Below are 17,510 nucleotides of genomic sequence, written 5' to 3' on the forward strand. Positions count from 1 at the left end.
ATGTCACGGGCGGGAGAATGCCTGGCGGAAACGTGATCCGCTGCCAACGCCGCCAGCGCGCCTGCAAAACCTTCGATTATAGGGGAATTCGATATTCCGGGCCGCCGTAGCACGGGCTTCCCGGCACCCGGGAGCCCGGGCCGCGAGGGAAAACGCGATCAGTGATGTCGATCGGTAGCGGAGGTCGGCGCGCTTGCGCCTTGCAGCAGCGCGGTCACGCCGTAGAGATCGGCCAGGCTCTGCAGGTTGGCCGGCAAGGGACCGAAGTCCAGTGCGGCGCCGCGCCCGGCAGCGGCACGCCGCCAAGCCAGCAGGGTCGCCACGGCCGAGGAATCGACCACGGCCACCTCGCTGACGTCAATGCTGGCCTGGCCGGCGGCGATGGCCGACAGGCCTTCGCGCAGGACGGTGCTGGCATTGGTGAAGGTCAGCGAGGAGCCGGGCTTGAACATGGTGCGTTCTTTCGGTTCAGGAGATGGGTCGATGAACGGAAACAGCTTACTTCTTGCCGTTGCCGCGTGCGGCCAGCTGCTGGTTCTTGTCGGTCAGCGCCTTGATCAGGCCGTCGATGCCGCCCTTGCTGATCTCGTTGGAGAAGGTGCCGCGATAGGCTTCCACCAGCCAGGCGCCCAGCACGTTGACGTCATACAGCTTCCAGCCGTCGGGCTTCTTTTCCAGGCGGTAGCTCAGCTGGATCGGCTCACCGCCGCGCGAGGAGATCACCTGCGAGTTCACTTCCACTTCGGTATCGGTCGGGGCGGCGCGCAGCGGCTTGAATTCGATCTTCTGGTCACGCACCTGCGACAGCGCGCCGGAGTAGGTGAACACCAGCAGGCTGCGGAACTGGGTAATCAGCTGCTTCTGCTGATCCGGGGTGGCCTGGCGCCAGTAGCGGCCGGCGGCCAGCTGGGTCATGCGCTCGAAGTCGACGTAGGGCAGGATCTTCTGTTCCACCAGCTGCATGATGCGGGTGTTGTCGCCGGACTGGATATCCTTGTCATTCTTGGCGGTATCCAGCACTTCCGAGCTGATGCGCTTGACCAGCGCATCCGGGGCTTCCTGGGCGGACGCTGCGCCGGAGAAGGACAGCGCGGGAACCGCGAAGGCAGCGATAGCGAAAAGTTTGGTAAGCATCTTCATAAGTCGGTTTTCCATTCGAGTCAGCAGAAGGTGCCGGGGCTGCCCGGGCTGCATCGCAATGAGTCGCGATGCGTGCGCCGACGGCAGCCGGCATGTCCTTCGAAGCCCGCCCGGGAGCGGGGTTCCCGTGCCGTCACAGTTCGGCACGGATGTTACAGATTGCCCTCGGAGGGCAAAGAAACTGGGCAGACAGTGCAGATTGGGCAATTGGCCCGCATTTCAAGACAAGACTGCGGCACCGCAAGCGAGACCGCGGCCTCCCCGCTGGTCAGCAGGGCAAGGCCGGCGGCCATCAGGGCTTGATCGCTTCTTCCTTTTGCTCGCGGCCGCTGGAGCCACCATTGATCTGACTCTGGCGACGTTGCAGGTAGGCGTCGCGCACGAAGTCGTACTTGTCCAGCGCGGCATCTTCCAGCAGGGTCGAGGCATCCAGCAACTGGGCGCGGCGGTCGACGATGCGGACCACGGCACCGACGTTGCGCCAGCGGGTCGGACGCTTGTAGGTCCACAGGTCGCCGTACAGGTCCACCGGCATGCCGGCAGTGTCACGCAGCGTGGACGGGCCGAAGAACGGCAGCACCACGTACGGGCCGGAGCCGACGCCCCACTTGCCCAGGGTCTGGCCGAAATCGGACTTCTCGCGCGGCAGGCGGGCTTCGGTCGCCACGTCCAGCACGCCACCCAGACCGAAGGTGGTGTTGATGGCCACACGCATGAAGGTCGAGACGCCCTGCTCGATACGGCCCTGCAGCAGCTGGTTGATGGACGACCAGACATCGCCGATGTTGCCGAAGAAGTTGCCCACGCCATGCTGGATCGGGGTCGGTACCACGGTGTCATAGGCTTGCGCGGCGGGCTTCAGGGCCACCTTGTCGACCGTGTCGTTGAAGCTGAACATGGTGCGGTTGAAGCCTTCCAGCGGATCGTTCGGATTGTTGCTGGTGCTGGCGCAGCCGGTCAGGGCGGCGGCCGCCAGGGTCAGGGCGCCGAGACGGCCTGCGTAGACGGTGCTGATGGTTTTTTTATTCATTTGATTCATTTGGAATCATCCTTTCCCTCTGCCGCCTTGCTGTACAGGAATTGACCGATGAGGTTTTCCAGAACGATGGCGGATTGTGTCATCTTAATCGTATCGCCCGCGGCCAGGTTAGCAGTATCGCCGCCTGGCTCGATGCCGATGTATTGTTCACCCAACAGACCCGAGGTCAGGATCTTGGCCGAGCTGTCCTTGGGGAATTTGTAGCTTTCGTTCATATTCAGCGTGACCACGGCGCGGAAGGTCTGGTCATCGAAGCGGATCGAATCCACCCGGCCCACGACCACACCGGCGCTCTTGACCGCCGCACGCGACTTCAGGCCGCCAATGTTGTCAAAATTGGCCTTGAGGGCATAGGTCTTCTGGCCGAAGGACATCGAGCTCATGTTGCCGACCTTGAGCGCCAGGAACGCCAGCGCGGCCACACCGGCCAGCACGAAGATTCCTACCCAGGCATCCAGAGATTTACGTTGCATATTGAACCCTTTTTCTACCCTTTTATTCACATCATTGCGCCCCGACCGGGCGCTTGTCCAAGCACTGCGGCACTCAGCTGAACATCAGTGCAGTCAGCAGGAAATCCAGGCCCAGCACGGTCAGCGAGGCGATCACCACGGTCCGGGTGGTGGCCCGGGCCACGCCTTCGGGGGTTGGCTGCGCCTCATAGCCCTGGAACAGCGCCACGAAGGTGACGGCGATACCGAAGACGATGCTCTTCAACACGCCATTGGCGATGTCATTCCACACATCCACGCCGCCCTGCATCTGCGACCAGAAGGCGCCTTCATCCACGCCGATCAGCAGCACGCCGACCACATAGCCGCCCAGCACGCCGACGGCGCTGAAGATGGCCGCCAGCACCGGCATGGCGATCACGCCAGCCCAGAAGCGCGGGGCCACCACGCGTTGCAGCGGGTTCACGGCCATCATTTCCATGGCAGAAAGTTGCTCGCCGGCCTTCATCAGTCCGATCTCGGCGGTCAGCGAGGTCCCGGCGCGGCCGGCAAACAGCAGGGCCGTCACGACCGGCCCCAGTTCACGGGTCAGCGACAAGGCTACCAACAGACCGAGCGCCTGTTCCGAACCATACTTGTTGAGCGTGTAATAGCCCTGCAGCCCCAGCACGAAGCCCACGAACAGGCCCGACACGGTGATGATCACCAGCGAGTAGTTGCCGATGAAGTGGATCTGGTCGGTGATCAGGCGCGGGCGGCGCAGCAGGCCCAGGGAGGCGCCCAGCATATTGATGAACATGCGTCCGGCAAAGCCGACCCCGACCACGAATTCGCGCACGCTGCGGCCGAGGCCGCTGACGAAACCGGCGATCATGCGGCATCTCCCAGGCCCAGGTCCTCGGCCAGCGATTTGCCGGGATAGTGGAAGGGCACCGGGCCATCCGCCTGGGCGTGGACAAATTGTTTCACATAGGGATCGGTGGATTCACGCATTTCTTGCGGTGTCCCCTGCGCCACGATCTTGCCGGCCGACAGGAAATACACATAGTCGGCAATGGCGAAGGATTCATTGACGTCGTGCGACACCAGGATCGAGGTCGAGCCCAGGGCATCGTTGAGCCGGCGAATCAGATTGGCGGTCACGCCCATGGAAATCGGATCGAGCCCGGCGAAGGGTTCGTCATACATGATCAGCGCCGGATCAAGCGCGATGGCCCGTGCCAGCGCCACCCGGCGCGCCATGCCGCCGGAGATCTCGGCGGGCTTGAGCGAGGCGGCATTGCGCAGGCCCACGGCGTTGAGCTTCATAAGCACCAGGTCGCGGATGAGCGTTTCATCCAGATCGGTATGCTCGCGCAGCGGGAAGGCCACGTTGTCGAACACCGTCATGTCGGTAAAGAGCGCGCCGTTCTGGAACAGCATGCCCATTTTGCGACGCAACACGTAGAGTTGTTTAGTCGCCAGCGACGGCACGTTCTCGCCATCGACTTCCACCCTGCCTTCCTGCGGCTGCAGCTGCCCGCCGATCAGGCGCAGGATGGTGGTCTTGCCGGATCCGGAACCGCCCATCACCGCCACCACCTTGCCACGCGGGAAGTCCATCTGCAGACCGGTCAGGATAGGCCGGTCGCCATAACGGAAGTGCAGATCGCGGATTTCGACGATATTAGTCAAAGCAGGCAAAGGGATTCGTTGAGGATTTGGGAAAACCGACATTGTAGAGCAAATTTTACAAATCGCTTTCAAGAAGGCAATACAGCCTGTAAATGGCTGGAGCCGAAAAGCCCCGTTCTTTACAAGTTACAGGTATGTTCACTACAAATAGCTACAATTTCCGCCAACCAACTAGATGACGATTGAGTCATTTAAATATTGCATCGGCAAAAAATTTCTCATTGCGTGGTGCGTCTGCAACGAAATGGTGCAATGCAGACAATTTTCCGAGACGCGAATCAAGGCTCGCATGTTACCAGTGATGGGGAGATACCACAGCGCGGGGTTGCGGAAGGATGCTGCATCGCAAAGCTGGGGCTTGGGGCGTGCGGCTTGCTACAATGTCGGTTTTGCTTTCGGAAGAATCTGTCATGAGCCTCAAATGCGGCATCGTGGGTCTGCCCAACGTCGGTAAGTCCACTCTTTTCAACGCGCTGACCAAGGCGGGCATCGCCGCCGAGAACTATCCGTTCTGCACCATCGAGCCCAACGTCGGCATCGTGGAAGTGCCCGATCCGCGTCTGAAGGCGCTGGCCGAGATCGTCAAGCCCGAGCGCATCCTGCCGGCGACGGTGGAATTCGTGGACATCGCCGGCCTGGTGGCGGGTGCCTCCAAGGGTGAAGGTTTGGGCAACCAGTTCCTGTCGCACATCCGCGAGACGGACGCCATCGTCAACGTGGTGCGTTGTTTCGAAGATCCGAACGTGATCCACGTGGCCGGCCGCGTGAGCCCGCTGGACGACATCGCCGTGATCCAGACCGAACTGGCGCTGGCCGACATGGGCACCGTCGAGAAGGCCATCCATCGCGAGCAGAAGAAGGCCCGTTCCGGCGACAAGGATGCCGCCAAGCTGGTGGCGCTGCTGGAGCGCATCATGCCGGCGCTGGACGAAGCCAAGCCGGTGCGCGCGCTGGGCCTGGATGCCGAAGAGATGCTGCTGATCAAGCCGCTGTGCCTGATCACGGCCAAGCCGGCGATGTACGTGGCCAACGTCTCCGACAGCGGTTTCACCGACAACCCGCTGCTGGATCAGCTGACTGCCTACGCGCAGGAACAGAACGCGCCCATCGTGGCCATCTGCGCGGCCATCGAAGCCGAGATCGCCGACCTGGACGACGCCGACAAGGCAGATTTCCTGGCCGACATGGGCATGGAAGAGCCGGGCCTGGATCGCCTGATCCGCGCGGCCTTCAAGCTCCTGGGCCTGCAGACTTACTTCACCGCTGGCGTCAAGGAAGTGCGCGCCTGGACGGTGCCGGTGGGTGCGACCGGCCCGCAGGCGGCCGGCGTGATCCACACCGACTTTGAACGCGGCTTCATTCGTGCGCAGACCATTGCCTTTGAGGACTTCATTGCCTTCAAGGGTGAGGCCGGTGCCAAGGAAGCGGGCAAGATGCGCGCGGAAGGCAAGGAGTATGTGGTCAAGGATGGGGATGTGATGAATTTCTTGTTCAACGTGTGACGCCTTCCTGATCGACGCGAGTCGACCTCAATAAAAACCCCGAATTGTTTCGGGGTTTTTTATTAACAGCCGCCCTGCAACTTGATTCAATGTCGTACCAACATGTAGCACTTCCACTTGAAACGACAATTTCGCCAATGAATGCTGGCCTACGAGCATGACCAAGAAATATCTCGGCAAAGCCTATGCGGCCATCCATGAAACCATGGAAGCCCTGTATGACATCGGAGCCATCGACAAGCAGACCATGCGCGAATTCGACCACACCTGTCTAACGCCGATAATGCCGATGCCTCCGGCTCGCGATCAGGATTCCAGCCACTGATTGGCAAGTGCGTCCGGGTGCCCGCCTTGCCGGCTCTTATCTCCTCCCACTACTCAACTGCGGCGTCAAAAACGACTGCCTGAAATACTCCCGCACCGCCTCCATGGCTGGCGTAAACGTCACCCCCTTGCGCCAGGCCAGCCCCACATTCATGGCCGGCACGTGATCCATCAGCAGCACCGTCTCGATCCGTAATCCCTCCAGCGACCAGGGCCGGTACACCAGGTCCGACAGAATCGCCACCCCCGACCCATTGGCCACCATGCTGCGCACCGCCTCGATGGAACTGGTGCGCATGATGATGTTGGGCTTGCGTCCGCTTTGATTCCAGTAGCGCAGCGCGGTCTTGTCGGCCTCGTCCACCGTCAGCAGGATGAAGGGCTCATTGGCCACTTCGGACAAATTCACCACCGTGCGCTCGCCCAGCGCGTGCCGCGCCGGCAGCCACAGGCGGCGCACTGATCCGAACAAGGTCTCATAAGCAATCTCGCGGTGACGCAGATTGGATGTCAGCACCACCGCCATGTCGATCTCGCCCTCCACCAGGCTCTGCTCGATCTCCGCGCGCTCCTTCTCATGCACGTGGATCTTGATGCCCGGATAGGACTGCGACAGCCGCTGCAGATGGTGCGGCAAAAAATATCCCAGCACCGTGTAACTGGCCGCCACCCGCAAACTGCCGCTGGCCGTGTTGTCCGGCAAGGGACTCTTCATCGCATCGTCCACGCTGCGCAGGATCGAATACGCATGGTTGAGGAAATGCCGCCCGCTGTCGGTGAGGATCATCCCCTGCGGAGAACGGATGAACAGCGGTGCCCCCAGCAAAGCCTCCAGTTCCTGGATGGCACTGGTGACCGAGGATTGCGAAATGTGCAGATGGATCGCCGCCTGCGAAATCTGCCCCACTTCCGCTGTGGCCACGAAATAACGGATCTGCCGGAGGGTGATGGCCATGTTTGACTCCCTTCATAAGCTATCGGATTTTTCGATATCAAGCCCTCTGATAATACATCTGTCCAATACCGTTGACGATTTCTATACTCGGTTTCATGTGCTGATTCCGACAGCACCGGAGACCACCAGATGAAGACAATCGACCTGAATTCGGACATGGGCGAAGGCTTCGGCCCCTGGACCATCGGCGATGGCGTCGATGCGGCCATCATGCCCCTGATCAGTTCAGCCAACATCGCCACCGGCTTTCACGCGGGCGATCCCAACACCATGCGGCGCACGGTGGAACAGGCCCGGCAACACGGCGTTGCCATCGGCGCACATCCCGGCTTTCGCGACCTGGTCGGCTTCGGCCGCCGCCATCTCAACGCGCCGGCCATCGAACTGGTCAACGACATGCTCTACCAGCTCGGTGCCCTGCGCGAGTTCGCCCGCCTCAACGGCATGACCCTGCAGCACATCAAGCCGCACGGCGCGCTCTACATGCACCTGGCCCGCGATGAAGAAGCCGCCCGCGTCTTCGTGCAGACGCTGCGCCAGCTGGACCCGAACTTGCTTCTCTTCTGCATGCACGGCTCGGCGGTCTGGCGCGTGGCGCAGGAACTGCAGCAGGCGGTGGTCTGCGAGTTCTATGCCGACCGCGATTACGACAACAGCGGCTCCATCGTCTTCACTCGCCGCGTCGGTGCGCTCGATCCGGCCCAGGTCGCAGCCAAGGTGCTGCGGGCGTGTCGCGAAGGCGTGGTGCGTACGGTAGAAGGACGCGACATCCCCATCGCCTTCGACTCCGTCTGCATCCACAGCGATACTCCCGGTGCACTGGCGCTGGTGCAGGCCACGCGCAAGAGCCTGGACGCGGCCGACATCGCCATTGCCGCGCCGCGCTGATCCCCCCATTCGTTACGAAGGAGAAAAGTCATGGCAGTCCACGAAGTGCACTCCCCGTTGCCCGGCACCTTCTATCGCCGGTCCAGCCCCGATGCCCCACCCTATGCAGAGGCAGGCGACGTCATCGAAGCCGGCCGCGTGATCGGCCTGATCGAAGTGATGAAACAATTTACGGAATTGCAGGCCGAGCACGGCGGCAAGCTGCTGGCCTTCCACGTCGGCAACGGCGACCCGGTCGAACCCGGCCAGCTGGTCGCCGTGATCGAGACCGCAGACTGAGGCCGGCATCATGACGACTTCCCTGCGCAAACTCCTCATCGCCAATCGCGGCGAGATCGCGGTGCGCATCATTCGTGCCGCACAAGCCCTGGGCATCAAGACGGTAGCTGCCTGTAGCGAAGCCGATGCCGATTCGCTGGCCGCGCGCATGGCCGACGAAGTCCAACTCATCGGCCCGGCCCGCGCCGACCGCAGCTATCTCAATATGGACGCCTTGCTGAAGGCGGCACGCGACAGCGGTGCCGATGCCATCCATCCTGGCTATGGTTTCCTCTCCGAAAACGCTGCCTTCGCCGAAGCCGTCAGCGCGGCCGGATTGATCTTCGTGGGACCGGAGGCCGATACCATCCGCCGCATGGGCGACAAGGCCGAAGCGCGTCGTACCGCAGCCGCCGCCGGGGTGCCGGTGGTGCCGGGCTCGGCGGGTGAACTGGAGGATATCGCCAGCGCGCTGGCATGTGCCGACGAGGTCGGCTATCCGCTGCTGATCAAGGCCTCTGCCGGAGGCGGCGGCCGTGGCATCCGCATGGCGCGCGATGCCGCCGAACTGGCGCGGGAGTTCCCGCTGGCGCAAGGCGAAGCCCAGGCCGCCTTCGGTTCCGGTGCAGTGTATCTGGAGCGTTTCATCCGCCGCGCACGCCACATCGAAGTACAGATCCTGGGCGATGGCCAGCGTGCCGTTCACCTGTTCGAACGCGAATGCTCGCTGCAACGGCGTCGCCAGAAGGTCTTCGAAGAAGCCCCCTCGCCAGCGCTCACGCCGCAACAGCGACAGGCCCTCTGCGACAGTGCCGTGCGCCTGGCCGCCCGGTTGCGCTATCGCGGTGCCGGGACGCTGGAATATCTGTTCGACGACGAGAGCGGCGAGTTCTTCTTCATCGAAATGAATACCCGCATCCAGGTCGAGCATCCCGTCACCGAGATGATCACCGGCATCGATCTGGTCCAGGCCATGTTGCGCATCGCCGGTGGCGAGCCGCTGGGCCTGCAGCAGTCCGACATCCGCTTGCAAGGCGCAGCGCTGGAGATGCGCATCAATGCCGAAGATCCCGAGCGCAATTTCTTCCCCTGCCCCGGCACTGTTGCCGAACTGCAGTGGCCGCAGGGCGAGGGCATCCGAGTGGAGAGCCATCTCTATGCGGGCTATCGCATCCCGCCGTATTACGACTCGCTGCTGGCCAAGCTGGTGGTCCATGGCAAGGACCGTACGCAGGCCATCGCCCGCGCCCAGGCGGCGGTTGCTGCCACGCACATCACCGGCATGGCCACCACCTTGCCACTGCATCAGTGGTTGCTGGCCGATGCCCGCGTACAGGCCGCCCGCTTCGATACCGGCGCGCTGGAAAGCTGGCTGGCCGAACGTGCCAACGCACGCACCGCGCAACTTGAGGAGGCCTGAGATGAACCGCACACAAGCCTCACCGGCCACGCCCATCCGCTACAGCATTGCAGGTGACGAACACCTCTTTGCGGAAGTATCGGAGTCGATGTCACTGGAAGCCTTCTTCCGCGCCATGGCCATCACGCGCGCAGTGGAACGGCTGGCATTGCCCGGCGTACTCGATGTCTGCCTGGCCAATGCCTCCTTCCAGATCCGCTTCGATCCCGACCTGATCCATCCGCTGTCCCTGCTGGAACAGGTCAAGGCGCTGGAAAGCAGCACCACGGCCGAGCGCCGCATCGACACGCGCATCATCGAAGTTCCGGTGCTGTATGACGATCCCTGGACCAATGAAACCCAGGCGCGCTTCCGCGACCGCCACCAGGATCCCGCCTCCACCGACCTGCAATACGCAGCGCGCATCAATGGCTACGAGGAAGTGCAAGCCTTCGTCGCAGCCCACAGTGGCACGCCGTGGTTCGTCTCCATGGTCGGCTTCGTGGCCGGCCTTCCCTTCATGTACCAGATGGTCGAACAGGACCGGCAACTGCAAGTACCCAAGTACCTGCGTCCGCGCACCGACACGCCGAAGCTGACACTGGGACACGGCGGCTGCTTCGGGTGCATCTACTCGGTACGCGGTGCGGGCGGTTACCAGATGTTCGGCGTCACGCCTGCGCCAATCTACGATCCGCAACAGGGCCTGCCCTACCTGCAGGAATCGATGGTGTTCTTCCGCGCTGGCGACATCGTGCAATTCAAGGCCATCGATCGCAGCGCGTATGACGCCGCCATCGCGGCCGTCGATGCCGGTCGTTTCGACCTGCGCATCCGCCCGGCGCGTTTTGATCTCGATGCCTTCCAGGCCGATCCCCAGGCCTGCATCCATGCTCTCAAGGAGGCCCTCCATGACGATTAAGGTGAAACAGCCCGGCCTGGCGACCTCGGTGCAGGATGGTGGCCGGGAAGGCTACTACCATCTCGGCATCCCGCCCTCTGGGGCGCTGGACCAGTACGCCCTGCGCAGCGCCAACCTGCTGGTCGGCAACCACGCCACCACCTCCGCGCTGGAGTGCAGCCTGCTCGGACCGCAACTGGAATTCCGGTCTGACGCCCTGGTCGCCGTGACCGGAGCGCGCATGCAGCCGCGTGTGGATGGCAGCGAACGCCCGCTCGATACCGCCTTCATGGTGCGCAGCGGCCAGGTCCTGAGCTTCGATTATCCGAAAGCGGGCGCACGCAGCTATCTCGCCATCGCCGGCGGCATCGATGTGCCGGTGGTGCTGGAAAGCCGTTCCACCTATGCGCTGGGTGCGCTGGGCGGGTGGCAGGGACGCAAGCTGGCCAAGGAGGATGAACTGCCGCTTGGCCGGGCCTCGCCGAAGGCGGTCGAGGGGCGTGCCCTGCCGCTGTCACTGGTGCCGGTCTTCGATCGCGAAGCCACGCTGCGCGTGGTGCCGGGGCTGTATATACATCGTCTCACCGAGGAAGCCGTGGAGCGCTTCTTTGCCGATACCTGGACCGTCGGCTCGGAAGCGGACCGTATCGGCTACCGCTTCAAGGGCGGCCAGGCGATGCAGTTCAAGCCACGCGACCAGCCCTTCGGCGCCGGCTCGGATCCCTCCAACATCGTCGATGCCTGCTATCCCATCGGCTCGATCCAGATCCCCGGGGGCCTGGAACCCATCGTCCTGTTGCGGGATGCAGTCTCCGGCGGCGGCTACGCCACCATCGGCACGGTCATCAGCGCCGACCTCGACCTGATCGGGCAATTGCAGCCCAACCACAAGGCGCAGTTCGTGCGGGTGACGCTGGAGCAGGCCCTGGAGGCCCGCCGCCAGTACCAGCAGCGCTTCCAGCGCCTGAGCAGCCTGCTGGGCAGCTGACACTTCCGCGCAGGTCACACCGCGTTTGACGCTTGTCCCCAGGCCAGTCCGCACAGGCGGCTGCCCTGGGGCCGGGCCCGCCTTTGCCTTCGTCTTCGTACTCGCAGTACGCAGCAACTTGCAGCAACTTGTTGGAACGTCCTTCTTGCCTCTCATCCGCCTCATTGAATCATTGCTTCAACGTCTCTGGAGAAACTGACATGGCCGGCCTATCACACACGCAGAACAAGGAAACCGATCTCTCCACCCACAGCGTCCCCGCCAGCGCGCGCATGGGCAAACTGTCGCTGACGATGGCCTGGTGGGCCGTCTGCAGCGCGATCTTCTACATCGTCGTGGGGGCATCGCTGGCGCTGACCTACGGCGCGCGCAATGCCTTGATCGGCATGGTGCTCTCTGTCATCAGCTACGGACTCATCAATGCCTGCATCAGCCGCTACGCCATGCGCACCGGCCTGTCGGTGGCCCTGTTCTCGCGCATCCTGTTCGGCCGGCTCGGGGCCTCGCTGGCCACGCTGATCTTCTTTTCCACCGCGATCTATTACGCCGTCTTCGAGGGCTCGGTGATTGCGGTGGCCCTGCATCATCTTTATCCCTCACTGCTCTATCCGGTCGCGGCGCTGATCGTGGTGCTCTACAGCGTGCCGCTGGTGTTTGGCAGCGTGCAGAACTGGCTGGACAAGTTCAACGGCGTGCTGCTGCCGTTCTATCTGCTGGGCCTGCTGATGGCGCTGGTGCTGGCGGTAAGCCAGTATGGCTACCAGCCGCAGTGGCTGGACTTCGGCCCGGCGGTGCCGCCGGCGGACGGCTGGTGGAGCTGCTTCACGTATTACATGGGCGTATGGGTATTGATGATGTTCACCTTCGACTATGCCCGCTTCGGCAAGCCGGAAGATGCGACGTATCACGGCCGCTTCAATTTCGGGATGCCCTTCTACCTGGTCACCATCCTGCTCAACGGCGCCGCCGGCATCTACCTGGCCAGCAGCATTCCGCAGGATGGCCCGCTGTCCGAGGTGTCGGTGGTGATGGCCATCCTCAAGCTGATGGGCTTCTGGGGACTGCTCTTCGTCTGGGTCACGCAGACGCGCATCAATACCGCCAACTACTATCTGGCAACGGTCAACATGCAGGCCTTCTTCGGCAACCTGCTGGGCCTGCACGCCTCGCGCCTGGTGTGGTCGGTGGTGGTCGGGGCAGTGGTCTATGCGCTGATGCTGGCGGACGTGTTTTCCTATCTGCTCAAGGCACTGGCCTATCAGGGCGTGTTCGTGGTGGCCTGGGTGGGCGTGGCGCTGGCGCATATTCTCACCGTACCGGATCACGCTGGCACCGGTGAAGGGTCGGCCGGCATCAATCGTGTCGGACTGGGTGCATGGTTCTGCGGCGTGGTGCCGGGCTTCGTGCTGATGGAGATGACGGGCTTCTGGCCATCGCTGTCGGCGCCGCTGACCTTCGTGGCTTCAATGGGGGTGTATGCCTTGTGGCAGCAGCGGGGACGCGCGGGCAAGACCTGGCAGACGGCAGAGTGATTCCGTTCCGGTACAACACGAAGGCACCCGCGGGTGCCTTTTTTCATGGCTGGACAATCCTGCGGCCAGCCACCCTGCGACACCGGCCACCGAAGATTTTCGAGGATCGACAAAGCTTAGCGACGATTGCCCTGATTTGCCCGCCCGGCCAACTTATCCCGCCAAAAAGATCTTGATAGCCTCGACCGCTTTGACAGCGATCAGGAGCTTGATATGGCAATCATCGGTTTCATCGTGATGGGCGACCGCACCTCACACGGCGGGGTAGTGATGTCGGGTGATCCGACCTGGACGGTGGACGGCCAGCCCATCGCCCGCATCGGCGACAAGGTAAGCTGTCCGCGTTGCAAGCGCGTGGCGACCATCATCAGCAGCCGCTTCCCGACGATCATGGACAACGGCCAGCCGGTGGTCTATGACCAGGACGTCACCGACTGCGGCGCAATCCTCTACTCACGGCACAACAATCACGCTGGCTGGGGTTCGCCAGATGACGACGGGATCACCAACACGCCACCGGAACAACACGTCCCCCGCCAGGCAGCGCGCTTCCAGGAGCACTTCGTCCTGCGCAACAACACCACCGGCGAACCGCTCGCGGGAGTGCCCTACCTGATCAAGACGGGCGACGGCCGGACGGTGGAAGGCGAGACCGATGCCCAAGGCCGCACGGACGTGGTCTGGACTGATTCGCCGCTGCCGCTGCAAGTGATCGCGCGTCCCAAACCGATGGGTGGCGCTGATCCCTACCATGTGCCGGAGTGGCGTAGCGAGGATATCTGATGGGAGAAGGTATCTCGCCATCGTCCCGCCCAATCGGCCGCTCGGGTACGCACCAAGGCCCCAGAGGCCGCGTGCTGTCGCTCGACAATCCCATGGATCGGAGTTACCTGTGCGCGGTGATGTGCATGTGCAATCAGGGGACCAAGCTCAAGGACAGCCTCGGGCGTGCACTGAAGCAGCGCTGTACTACCGCCAGCATCTGGAATGACGAAGAGCGCAACCAGCTGGTCTGGCGCTACAAGGCTGAAGTCGGGTACAGCATGGCAAGCCATCCGCCTGCGCCGCTGATGAGTCGGGAACAACCCAATCGTGCCAGCCGGTTTCCGCTCGGACGGGCCATGGCCGATGGGCTGCTCAAAAGACAGTTGGACGGCAAGCCGCAGAAGGGGCTGTTGAGGATTCCGGACTGCATCATTCTTGCGACTACAGGCGAAGAATTGGCCTCCATGCGGGCCTCGGGGAAGATTGATTGGAAGCGGCTGATGCCAGTGCAGGTGAATATTGAGCGGGTGGTGGAGATCAAGTTCGAAGGCGACGGGCTTGACGAAGAGCAGATGAGCGACTATCAAACGATCGCAGGGGATCCGGATAAGTTTCGCTTGCTCACGATCGCAGAGTGCGATTGTCAACGCGATTCATCTGCGCCTGTGCAAGACCCCATACGTGCCCCGGTCACAACACCAATGGAACAGGAACGCAAGGCAAAAGATCACTGGTATAGCCGGACGCCACCTCTCCCTGCTCCCATACCACCCCCACAACCGGTCAAGCCACGCTACGGACCCATCGCATCACAAGACGAAGGTATACCGCTTGCCGACTATCTCAAAGGTGCCGCCGTGGTCGGCGGCACGATTCTGGTGGGTGCCATTGCCATTGCAGCCCTTCCTCTTGAGGCGGCAGGTGCTGCCGCTGCGGCGTTGGTCGTACTGGTAGCCGGCACAAGAACGGCCAATGCGAATCAAAAAAGTGAAAAGGACAAACACTGATGAAACATGGTTTTGACAAAATCGAAGAGCTGTTACCGGATTTCCAATATGTAGATGATGAACGGATCATCGTCAGTGTAGGCCTGACTGCCACACTATTTTTCTGGAGCGGCCACAGTTCAGAAAAGCGCGCTGCGTTGGTCGAATTCTTCGAAGCTTACGCGGAAGCTCACGGTAGCCAGTTGAAATGGGGATGCGACCCGGAGAGCTGGAAGACGAGAAAACTCGCCAATACCAATTTTCCAAAGCTACGCGACTATGTGGCCACCCTTGATGAAGATGACTGCGTCAATTGGTACCTCGCATCCAGCGCACACCGTGAGGAGGCATCCGAGTACGTCATCACATGCCTGACCGAACGTGGTTGGCACAAGGGACGTATTTCAAAACTGCATTTCCAGCTACCTCGCAAACACGCCTTCGATCCCCATCATCGCAAAACGCTTGACAGCTTGCTACTGCGCGCGATCGAAACACTCAAACCCTTCCATGGCCGAGTGGGACTGGCCGCCGTCCTGCCCGAGCAAAGTATTCACTACGAGCCGGAAGCTTTTGATCTGGCGACGCGCTACCGCACGCTCTACATTCCCGGTGCCGGTGACTTCATGCGCGCGCCCTTTGGCCCGAAGAGCGTTGACTGGATCACGATCGTAGGTGATGTCCTGGCCGAGCGTTGCGGTGGGATCAACGCCTATGCGGATCATTGTCGCCAGCTTGGCATCACATCCATTCGTCACGGAAATTCTCTGGTATTGCGCACAGGAGAGACGCCGGAAATCGGACCAGTCGACGAGGCAATATCGGAGGACTATGCGAGAGTCAATACAGCACTGCGTCCCTTGCGCGACGGTGCCTACAATTCCATGGGCAGCGCATCCAATTGGGGCGAACTGCGCTTCAATCGTTTCACCTCTGATCTTTGGATTCGCCGCTTTGAACAAAGAGATGCGTGGCCGCCCATCTTCCCGCTTGATCCAGCGTCCCCGCTTGCGGGGAGCACGCTCAAAAAGAAAATCAGATTGAAAACAGGCCAGTCCAGCCCTTGTTATGGCCGCTTCCATCGCCCCGGCACAGAGAAATTCGGCGTGATCCTGATGCCTGGTGACATTGCCCCCTACTGGCTGAACCTGGGACCGCACGGCGAATTCCTCGGACGCGAGGCCATCACCTGGGAACTGCTCGCCGAACTCTGACTAACCTGCCACGTTGGAGCCATGTCCAAAAGGAATCTGTCCTCAACTTCGAGACGAAAAATCATCTCTGCGGCAATTGGCAGGTCTCGGGAATCAGGGGCAGTTACGAACTCATGCGATGCGGCAGGTGCAGCTGCGGCGGCTCTGGTGGTGATGGTAGTCGGTACCAGAATTACCAATACCTCTCCCACAGATAAAAAAGACAAAGGCGAATGAAAGACAAATTGCAGAAAATCGAAGCCCTGCTTCCGGATTTTCAATATGTGGATGATGACCGGATCATCACAAGTGTCGGCCTGACCGTCTCTCTTTATTTCTGGGGCGGCCATAGACCGGAGAAACGCCAAGCAATCATTGAATTGTTCGAGGCGTACGAAGAAGCCTACGGGAGCGAATTGAAGTGGGGTTGCGATCCCGAGAGCTGGCAGACCAGAAAACTTGCCGGCAAAAAGTTTCCCAAGCTTCGCGACTACGCCGCCAAGCTCGATGAAGATGACTGCATCGAGTGGTACCTTTCTTCCGGGGAGCATCGCGAGCAGGCGACCGAATATGCGATCTTTTCCCTGACCGAACGTGGCTGGAACAAGGGCTGCATATCAGAGCTTTACTTCCAGCTGCCACGCAGTCACGCATTCGATCCTCATCATCGCAAGACGCTGGACAACTTGCTACTGCGCGCGATCGAAACACTCAGTCCCTTCCATGGCCGAGCGGGATTGGCAGCCGTCCTGCCCGAGCAAAGCATTCACTACGAACCTGAGGCATTTGATCTGGCGACCCGCTACCGCACGCTCTACATTCCCGGTGCCGGTGACGAAATGCGCGCTCCCTATGGACCGAAGAGCGTTGACTGGATCACGATCGTAGGTGATGTCCTGGCCGAGCGTTGCGGTGGGATCAACGCCTATGCGGATCATTGTCACCAGCTTGGCATCACATCCATTCGTCACGGAAATTCCTTGGTAATGCGCGCAGGGGAGACGCCGGAAATCGGACCAGTCGACGAGGCAATATCGGAGGACTATGCCAGAGTCAATGCAGCACTGCGCCCCTTGCGCGACGGCGCCTACAATTCCATGGGCAGCGCATCCAATTGGGGCGAGCTGCGCTTCAATTATTGCACCTCCGATCTGTGGATTCGACGCTTTGATCAAAGTGACGCGTGGCCGCCCGTTTTCCCGCTTGATCCCGCAGACCTGCTTGCAGGAAGCACTCCCAAAAGGAAAATCAGATTGAAAACAGGCCAGCCCAGCCCCTGCCATGGCCGCTTCCACCGCCCCGGCACAGAAAAATTCGGCGTGATCCTGATGCCCGGCGACATCGCCCCCTACTGGCTGAACCTGGGACCGCACGGCGAATTCCTCGGACGCGAGGCCATCACCTGGGAACTGCTCGCCGAACTCTAAACCCTTGGCAACCTGAGCGCAGCCCTCAAAAACCCTGCCTGGCCGTCGTCCATTCACCGCATTTTTTTCGGCAAACAGACTTGCCCC

Annotated in this window: 19 protein-coding genes; 12 read left to right on the plus strand and 7 right to left on the minus strand. The window is 61.6% G+C overall.

The genetic code is table 11. The features are described from left to right. Positions 1-158: 158 nt before the first annotated feature. From E2K99_RS21245 to E2K99_RS21270, 6 genes are all read right to left on the minus strand, one after another. A complete protein-coding gene (locus E2K99_RS21245) occupies positions 159-452 on the minus strand; it encodes an STAS domain-containing protein (RefSeq protein WP_134223471.1) in 294 nt (97 codons plus the stop codon). Positions 453-498: 46 nt separating this feature from the next. Further along, a complete protein-coding gene (locus tag E2K99_RS21250) occupies positions 499-1,140 on the minus strand; it encodes an MlaC/ttg2D family ABC transporter substrate-binding protein (protein ID WP_134223472.1) in 642 nt (213 codons plus the stop codon). A gap of 292 nt (positions 1,141-1,432) precedes the next feature. Then, positions 1,433-2,170 (minus strand): MlaA family lipoprotein, encoded by a 738-nt coding sequence (locus tag E2K99_RS21255; protein ID WP_134223473.1) that lies wholly within the window; start codon positions 2,168-2,170, stop codon positions 1,433-1,435. A 5-nt stretch (positions 2,171-2,175) separates the two neighbouring features. Then, entirely contained in the window at positions 2,176-2,652 is a 477-nt protein-coding gene (gene mlaD / locus E2K99_RS21260) for an outer membrane lipid asymmetry maintenance protein MlaD (RefSeq protein ID WP_134223474.1), read from the minus strand. A gap of 73 nt (positions 2,653-2,725) precedes the next feature. Next, entirely contained in the window at positions 2,726-3,505 is a 780-nt protein-coding gene (gene mlaE / locus E2K99_RS21265) for a lipid asymmetry maintenance ABC transporter permease subunit MlaE (RefSeq protein ID WP_121040431.1), read from the minus strand. Next, positions 3,502-4,305, minus strand: coding sequence for an ABC transporter ATP-binding protein (locus tag E2K99_RS21270; RefSeq protein ID WP_205703820.1), 804 nt, complete (start codon positions 4,303-4,305; stop codon positions 3,502-3,504). Before E2K99_RS21270 ends, mlaE begins: the two co-directional genes overlap by 4 nt. Before the next feature lie 410 nt (positions 4,306-4,715). Here E2K99_RS21270 and ychF point away from each other — a divergent pair, with 410 nt between their 5' ends. Together ychF and E2K99_RS21280 are read left to right on the plus strand one after the other, a co-directional pair. Further along, the gene (gene ychF, locus E2K99_RS21275; protein WP_034330723.1) at positions 4,716-5,807 is read left to right on the plus strand and encodes a redox-regulated ATPase YchF; all 1,092 of its coding nucleotides are present in this window, start codon (positions 4,716-4,718) and stop codon (positions 5,805-5,807) included. A gap of 157 nt (positions 5,808-5,964) precedes the next feature. After that, positions 5,965-6,132 carry a hypothetical protein gene (locus tag E2K99_RS21280; protein ID WP_240733784.1) on the plus strand — a complete coding sequence of 56 codons (168 nt, stop codon included), beginning with the start codon at positions 5,965-5,967 and terminating at the stop codon, positions 6,130-6,132. 36 nt (positions 6,133-6,168) lie between these two features. On the opposite strand, the gene E2K99_RS21285 is transcribed toward E2K99_RS21280, so the two are convergent. Beyond that, positions 6,169-7,086: a LysR family transcriptional regulator gene (locus tag E2K99_RS21285; RefSeq protein WP_039786340.1), complete on the minus strand. Its 918-nt coding sequence runs from the start codon at positions 7,084-7,086 to the stop codon at positions 6,169-6,171. Between the two features lie 129 nt (positions 7,087-7,215). Here E2K99_RS21285 and E2K99_RS21290 point away from each other — a divergent pair, with 129 nt between their 5' ends. The 10 genes from E2K99_RS21290 (at position 7,216) to E2K99_RS21335 (ending at position 17,423) form a co-directional block, all read left to right on the plus strand. Continuing rightward, positions 7,216-7,974 (plus strand): 5-oxoprolinase subunit PxpA, encoded by a 759-nt coding sequence (locus tag E2K99_RS21290; RefSeq protein WP_039786339.1) that lies wholly within the window; start codon positions 7,216-7,218, stop codon positions 7,972-7,974. A 30-nt stretch (positions 7,975-8,004) separates the two neighbouring features. Then, positions 8,005-8,253: an acetyl-CoA carboxylase gene (locus E2K99_RS21295; RefSeq protein WP_121040433.1), complete on the plus strand. Its 249-nt coding sequence runs from the start codon at positions 8,005-8,007 to the stop codon at positions 8,251-8,253. Between the two features lie 10 nt (positions 8,254-8,263). Then, complete coding sequence (locus E2K99_RS21300) at positions 8,264-9,652, plus strand: acetyl-CoA carboxylase biotin carboxylase subunit (RefSeq protein WP_134223475.1); 1,389 nt, start codon at positions 8,264-8,266, stop codon at positions 9,650-9,652. A 1-nt stretch (position 9,653) separates the two neighbouring features. Then, positions 9,654-10,553 carry a 5-oxoprolinase subunit B family protein gene (locus tag E2K99_RS21305; RefSeq protein WP_134223476.1) on the plus strand — a complete coding sequence of 300 codons (900 nt, stop codon included), beginning with the start codon at positions 9,654-9,656 and terminating at the stop codon, positions 10,551-10,553. After that, positions 10,543-11,520: a 5-oxoprolinase subunit C family protein gene (locus E2K99_RS21310; protein WP_134223477.1), complete on the plus strand. Its 978-nt coding sequence runs from the start codon at positions 10,543-10,545 to the stop codon at positions 11,518-11,520. Before E2K99_RS21305 ends, E2K99_RS21310 begins: the two co-directional genes overlap by 11 nt. Before the next feature lie 200 nt (positions 11,521-11,720). After that, positions 11,721-13,052: a purine-cytosine permease family protein gene (locus E2K99_RS21315; RefSeq protein ID WP_039786329.1), complete on the plus strand. Its 1,332-nt coding sequence runs from the start codon at positions 11,721-11,723 to the stop codon at positions 13,050-13,052. 213 nt (positions 13,053-13,265) lie between these two features. After that, entirely contained in the window at positions 13,266-13,835 is a 570-nt protein-coding gene (locus E2K99_RS21320) for a PAAR domain-containing protein (RefSeq protein WP_134223478.1), read from the plus strand. Positions 13,836-13,906: 71 nt separating this feature from the next. Next, the gene (locus E2K99_RS21325; RefSeq protein ID WP_134223479.1) at positions 13,907-14,824 is read left to right on the plus strand and encodes a VRR-NUC domain-containing protein; all 918 of its coding nucleotides are present in this window, start codon (positions 13,907-13,909) and stop codon (positions 14,822-14,824) included. Beyond that, complete coding sequence (locus tag E2K99_RS21330) at positions 14,824-16,017, plus strand: type VI immunity family protein (RefSeq protein WP_134223480.1); 1,194 nt, start codon at positions 14,824-14,826, stop codon at positions 16,015-16,017. The genes E2K99_RS21325 and E2K99_RS21330 overlap by 1 nt, the downstream gene beginning before the upstream one ends. 212 nt (positions 16,018-16,229) lie before the next feature. After that, entirely contained in the window at positions 16,230-17,423 is a 1,194-nt protein-coding gene (locus E2K99_RS21335) for a type VI immunity family protein (protein WP_134223481.1), read from the plus strand. Positions 17,424-17,510 lie beyond the last annotated feature (87 nt).

Source organism: Herbaspirillum huttiense (genome assembly GCF_004367745.1).
In the GTDB taxonomy this organism is placed as follows: Bacteria; Pseudomonadota; Gammaproteobacteria; order Burkholderiales; family Burkholderiaceae_D; genus Herbaspirillum; species Herbaspirillum huttiense.

Excerpts from the sequence above, each read along its gene's own strand:
- E2K99_RS21255 (WP_134223473.1), bottom strand. The coding sequence starts at position 2,170 with ATGAATAAAAAAACCATCAGCACCGTCTACGCAGGCCGTCTCGGCGCC.
- E2K99_RS21335 (WP_134223481.1), top strand. The coding sequence starts at position 16,230 with ATGAAAGACAAATTGCAGAAAATCGAAGCCCTGCTTCCGGATTTTCAA.
- E2K99_RS21305 (WP_134223476.1), top strand. The coding sequence starts at position 9,654 with ATGAACCGCACACAAGCCTCACCGGCCACGCCCATCCGCTACAGCATT.
- E2K99_RS21315 (WP_039786329.1), top strand. The coding sequence starts at position 11,721 with ATGGCCGGCCTATCACACACGCAGAACAAGGAAACCGATCTCTCCACC.
- mlaD (WP_134223474.1), bottom strand. The coding sequence starts at position 2,652 with ATGCAACGTAAATCTCTGGATGCCTGGGTAGGAATCTTCGTGCTGGCC.
- E2K99_RS21295 (WP_121040433.1), top strand. The coding sequence starts at position 8,005 with ATGGCAGTCCACGAAGTGCACTCCCCGTTGCCCGGCACCTTCTATCGC.
- mlaE (WP_121040431.1), bottom strand. The coding sequence starts at position 3,505 with ATGATCGCCGGTTTCGTCAGCGGCCTCGGCCGCAGCGTGCGCGAATTC.
- E2K99_RS21250 (WP_134223472.1), bottom strand. The coding sequence starts at position 1,140 with ATGAAGATGCTTACCAAACTTTTCGCTATCGCTGCCTTCGCGGTTCCC.
- E2K99_RS21310 (WP_134223477.1), top strand. The coding sequence starts at position 10,543 with ATGACGATTAAGGTGAAACAGCCCGGCCTGGCGACCTCGGTGCAGGAT.
- E2K99_RS21285 (WP_039786340.1), bottom strand. The coding sequence starts at position 7,086 with ATGGCCATCACCCTCCGGCAGATCCGTTATTTCGTGGCCACAGCGGAA.
- ychF (WP_034330723.1), top strand. The coding sequence starts at position 4,716 with ATGAGCCTCAAATGCGGCATCGTGGGTCTGCCCAACGTCGGTAAGTCC.
- E2K99_RS21330 (WP_134223480.1), top strand. The coding sequence starts at position 14,824 with ATGAAACATGGTTTTGACAAAATCGAAGAGCTGTTACCGGATTTCCAA.
- E2K99_RS21300 (WP_134223475.1), top strand. The coding sequence starts at position 8,264 with ATGACGACTTCCCTGCGCAAACTCCTCATCGCCAATCGCGGCGAGATC.
- E2K99_RS21280 (WP_240733784.1), top strand. The coding sequence starts at position 5,965 with ATGACCAAGAAATATCTCGGCAAAGCCTATGCGGCCATCCATGAAACC.
- E2K99_RS21290 (WP_039786339.1), top strand. The coding sequence starts at position 7,216 with ATGAAGACAATCGACCTGAATTCGGACATGGGCGAAGGCTTCGGCCCC.
- E2K99_RS21245 (WP_134223471.1), bottom strand. The coding sequence starts at position 452 with ATGTTCAAGCCCGGCTCCTCGCTGACCTTCACCAATGCCAGCACCGTC.
- E2K99_RS21320 (WP_134223478.1), top strand. The coding sequence starts at position 13,266 with ATGGCAATCATCGGTTTCATCGTGATGGGCGACCGCACCTCACACGGC.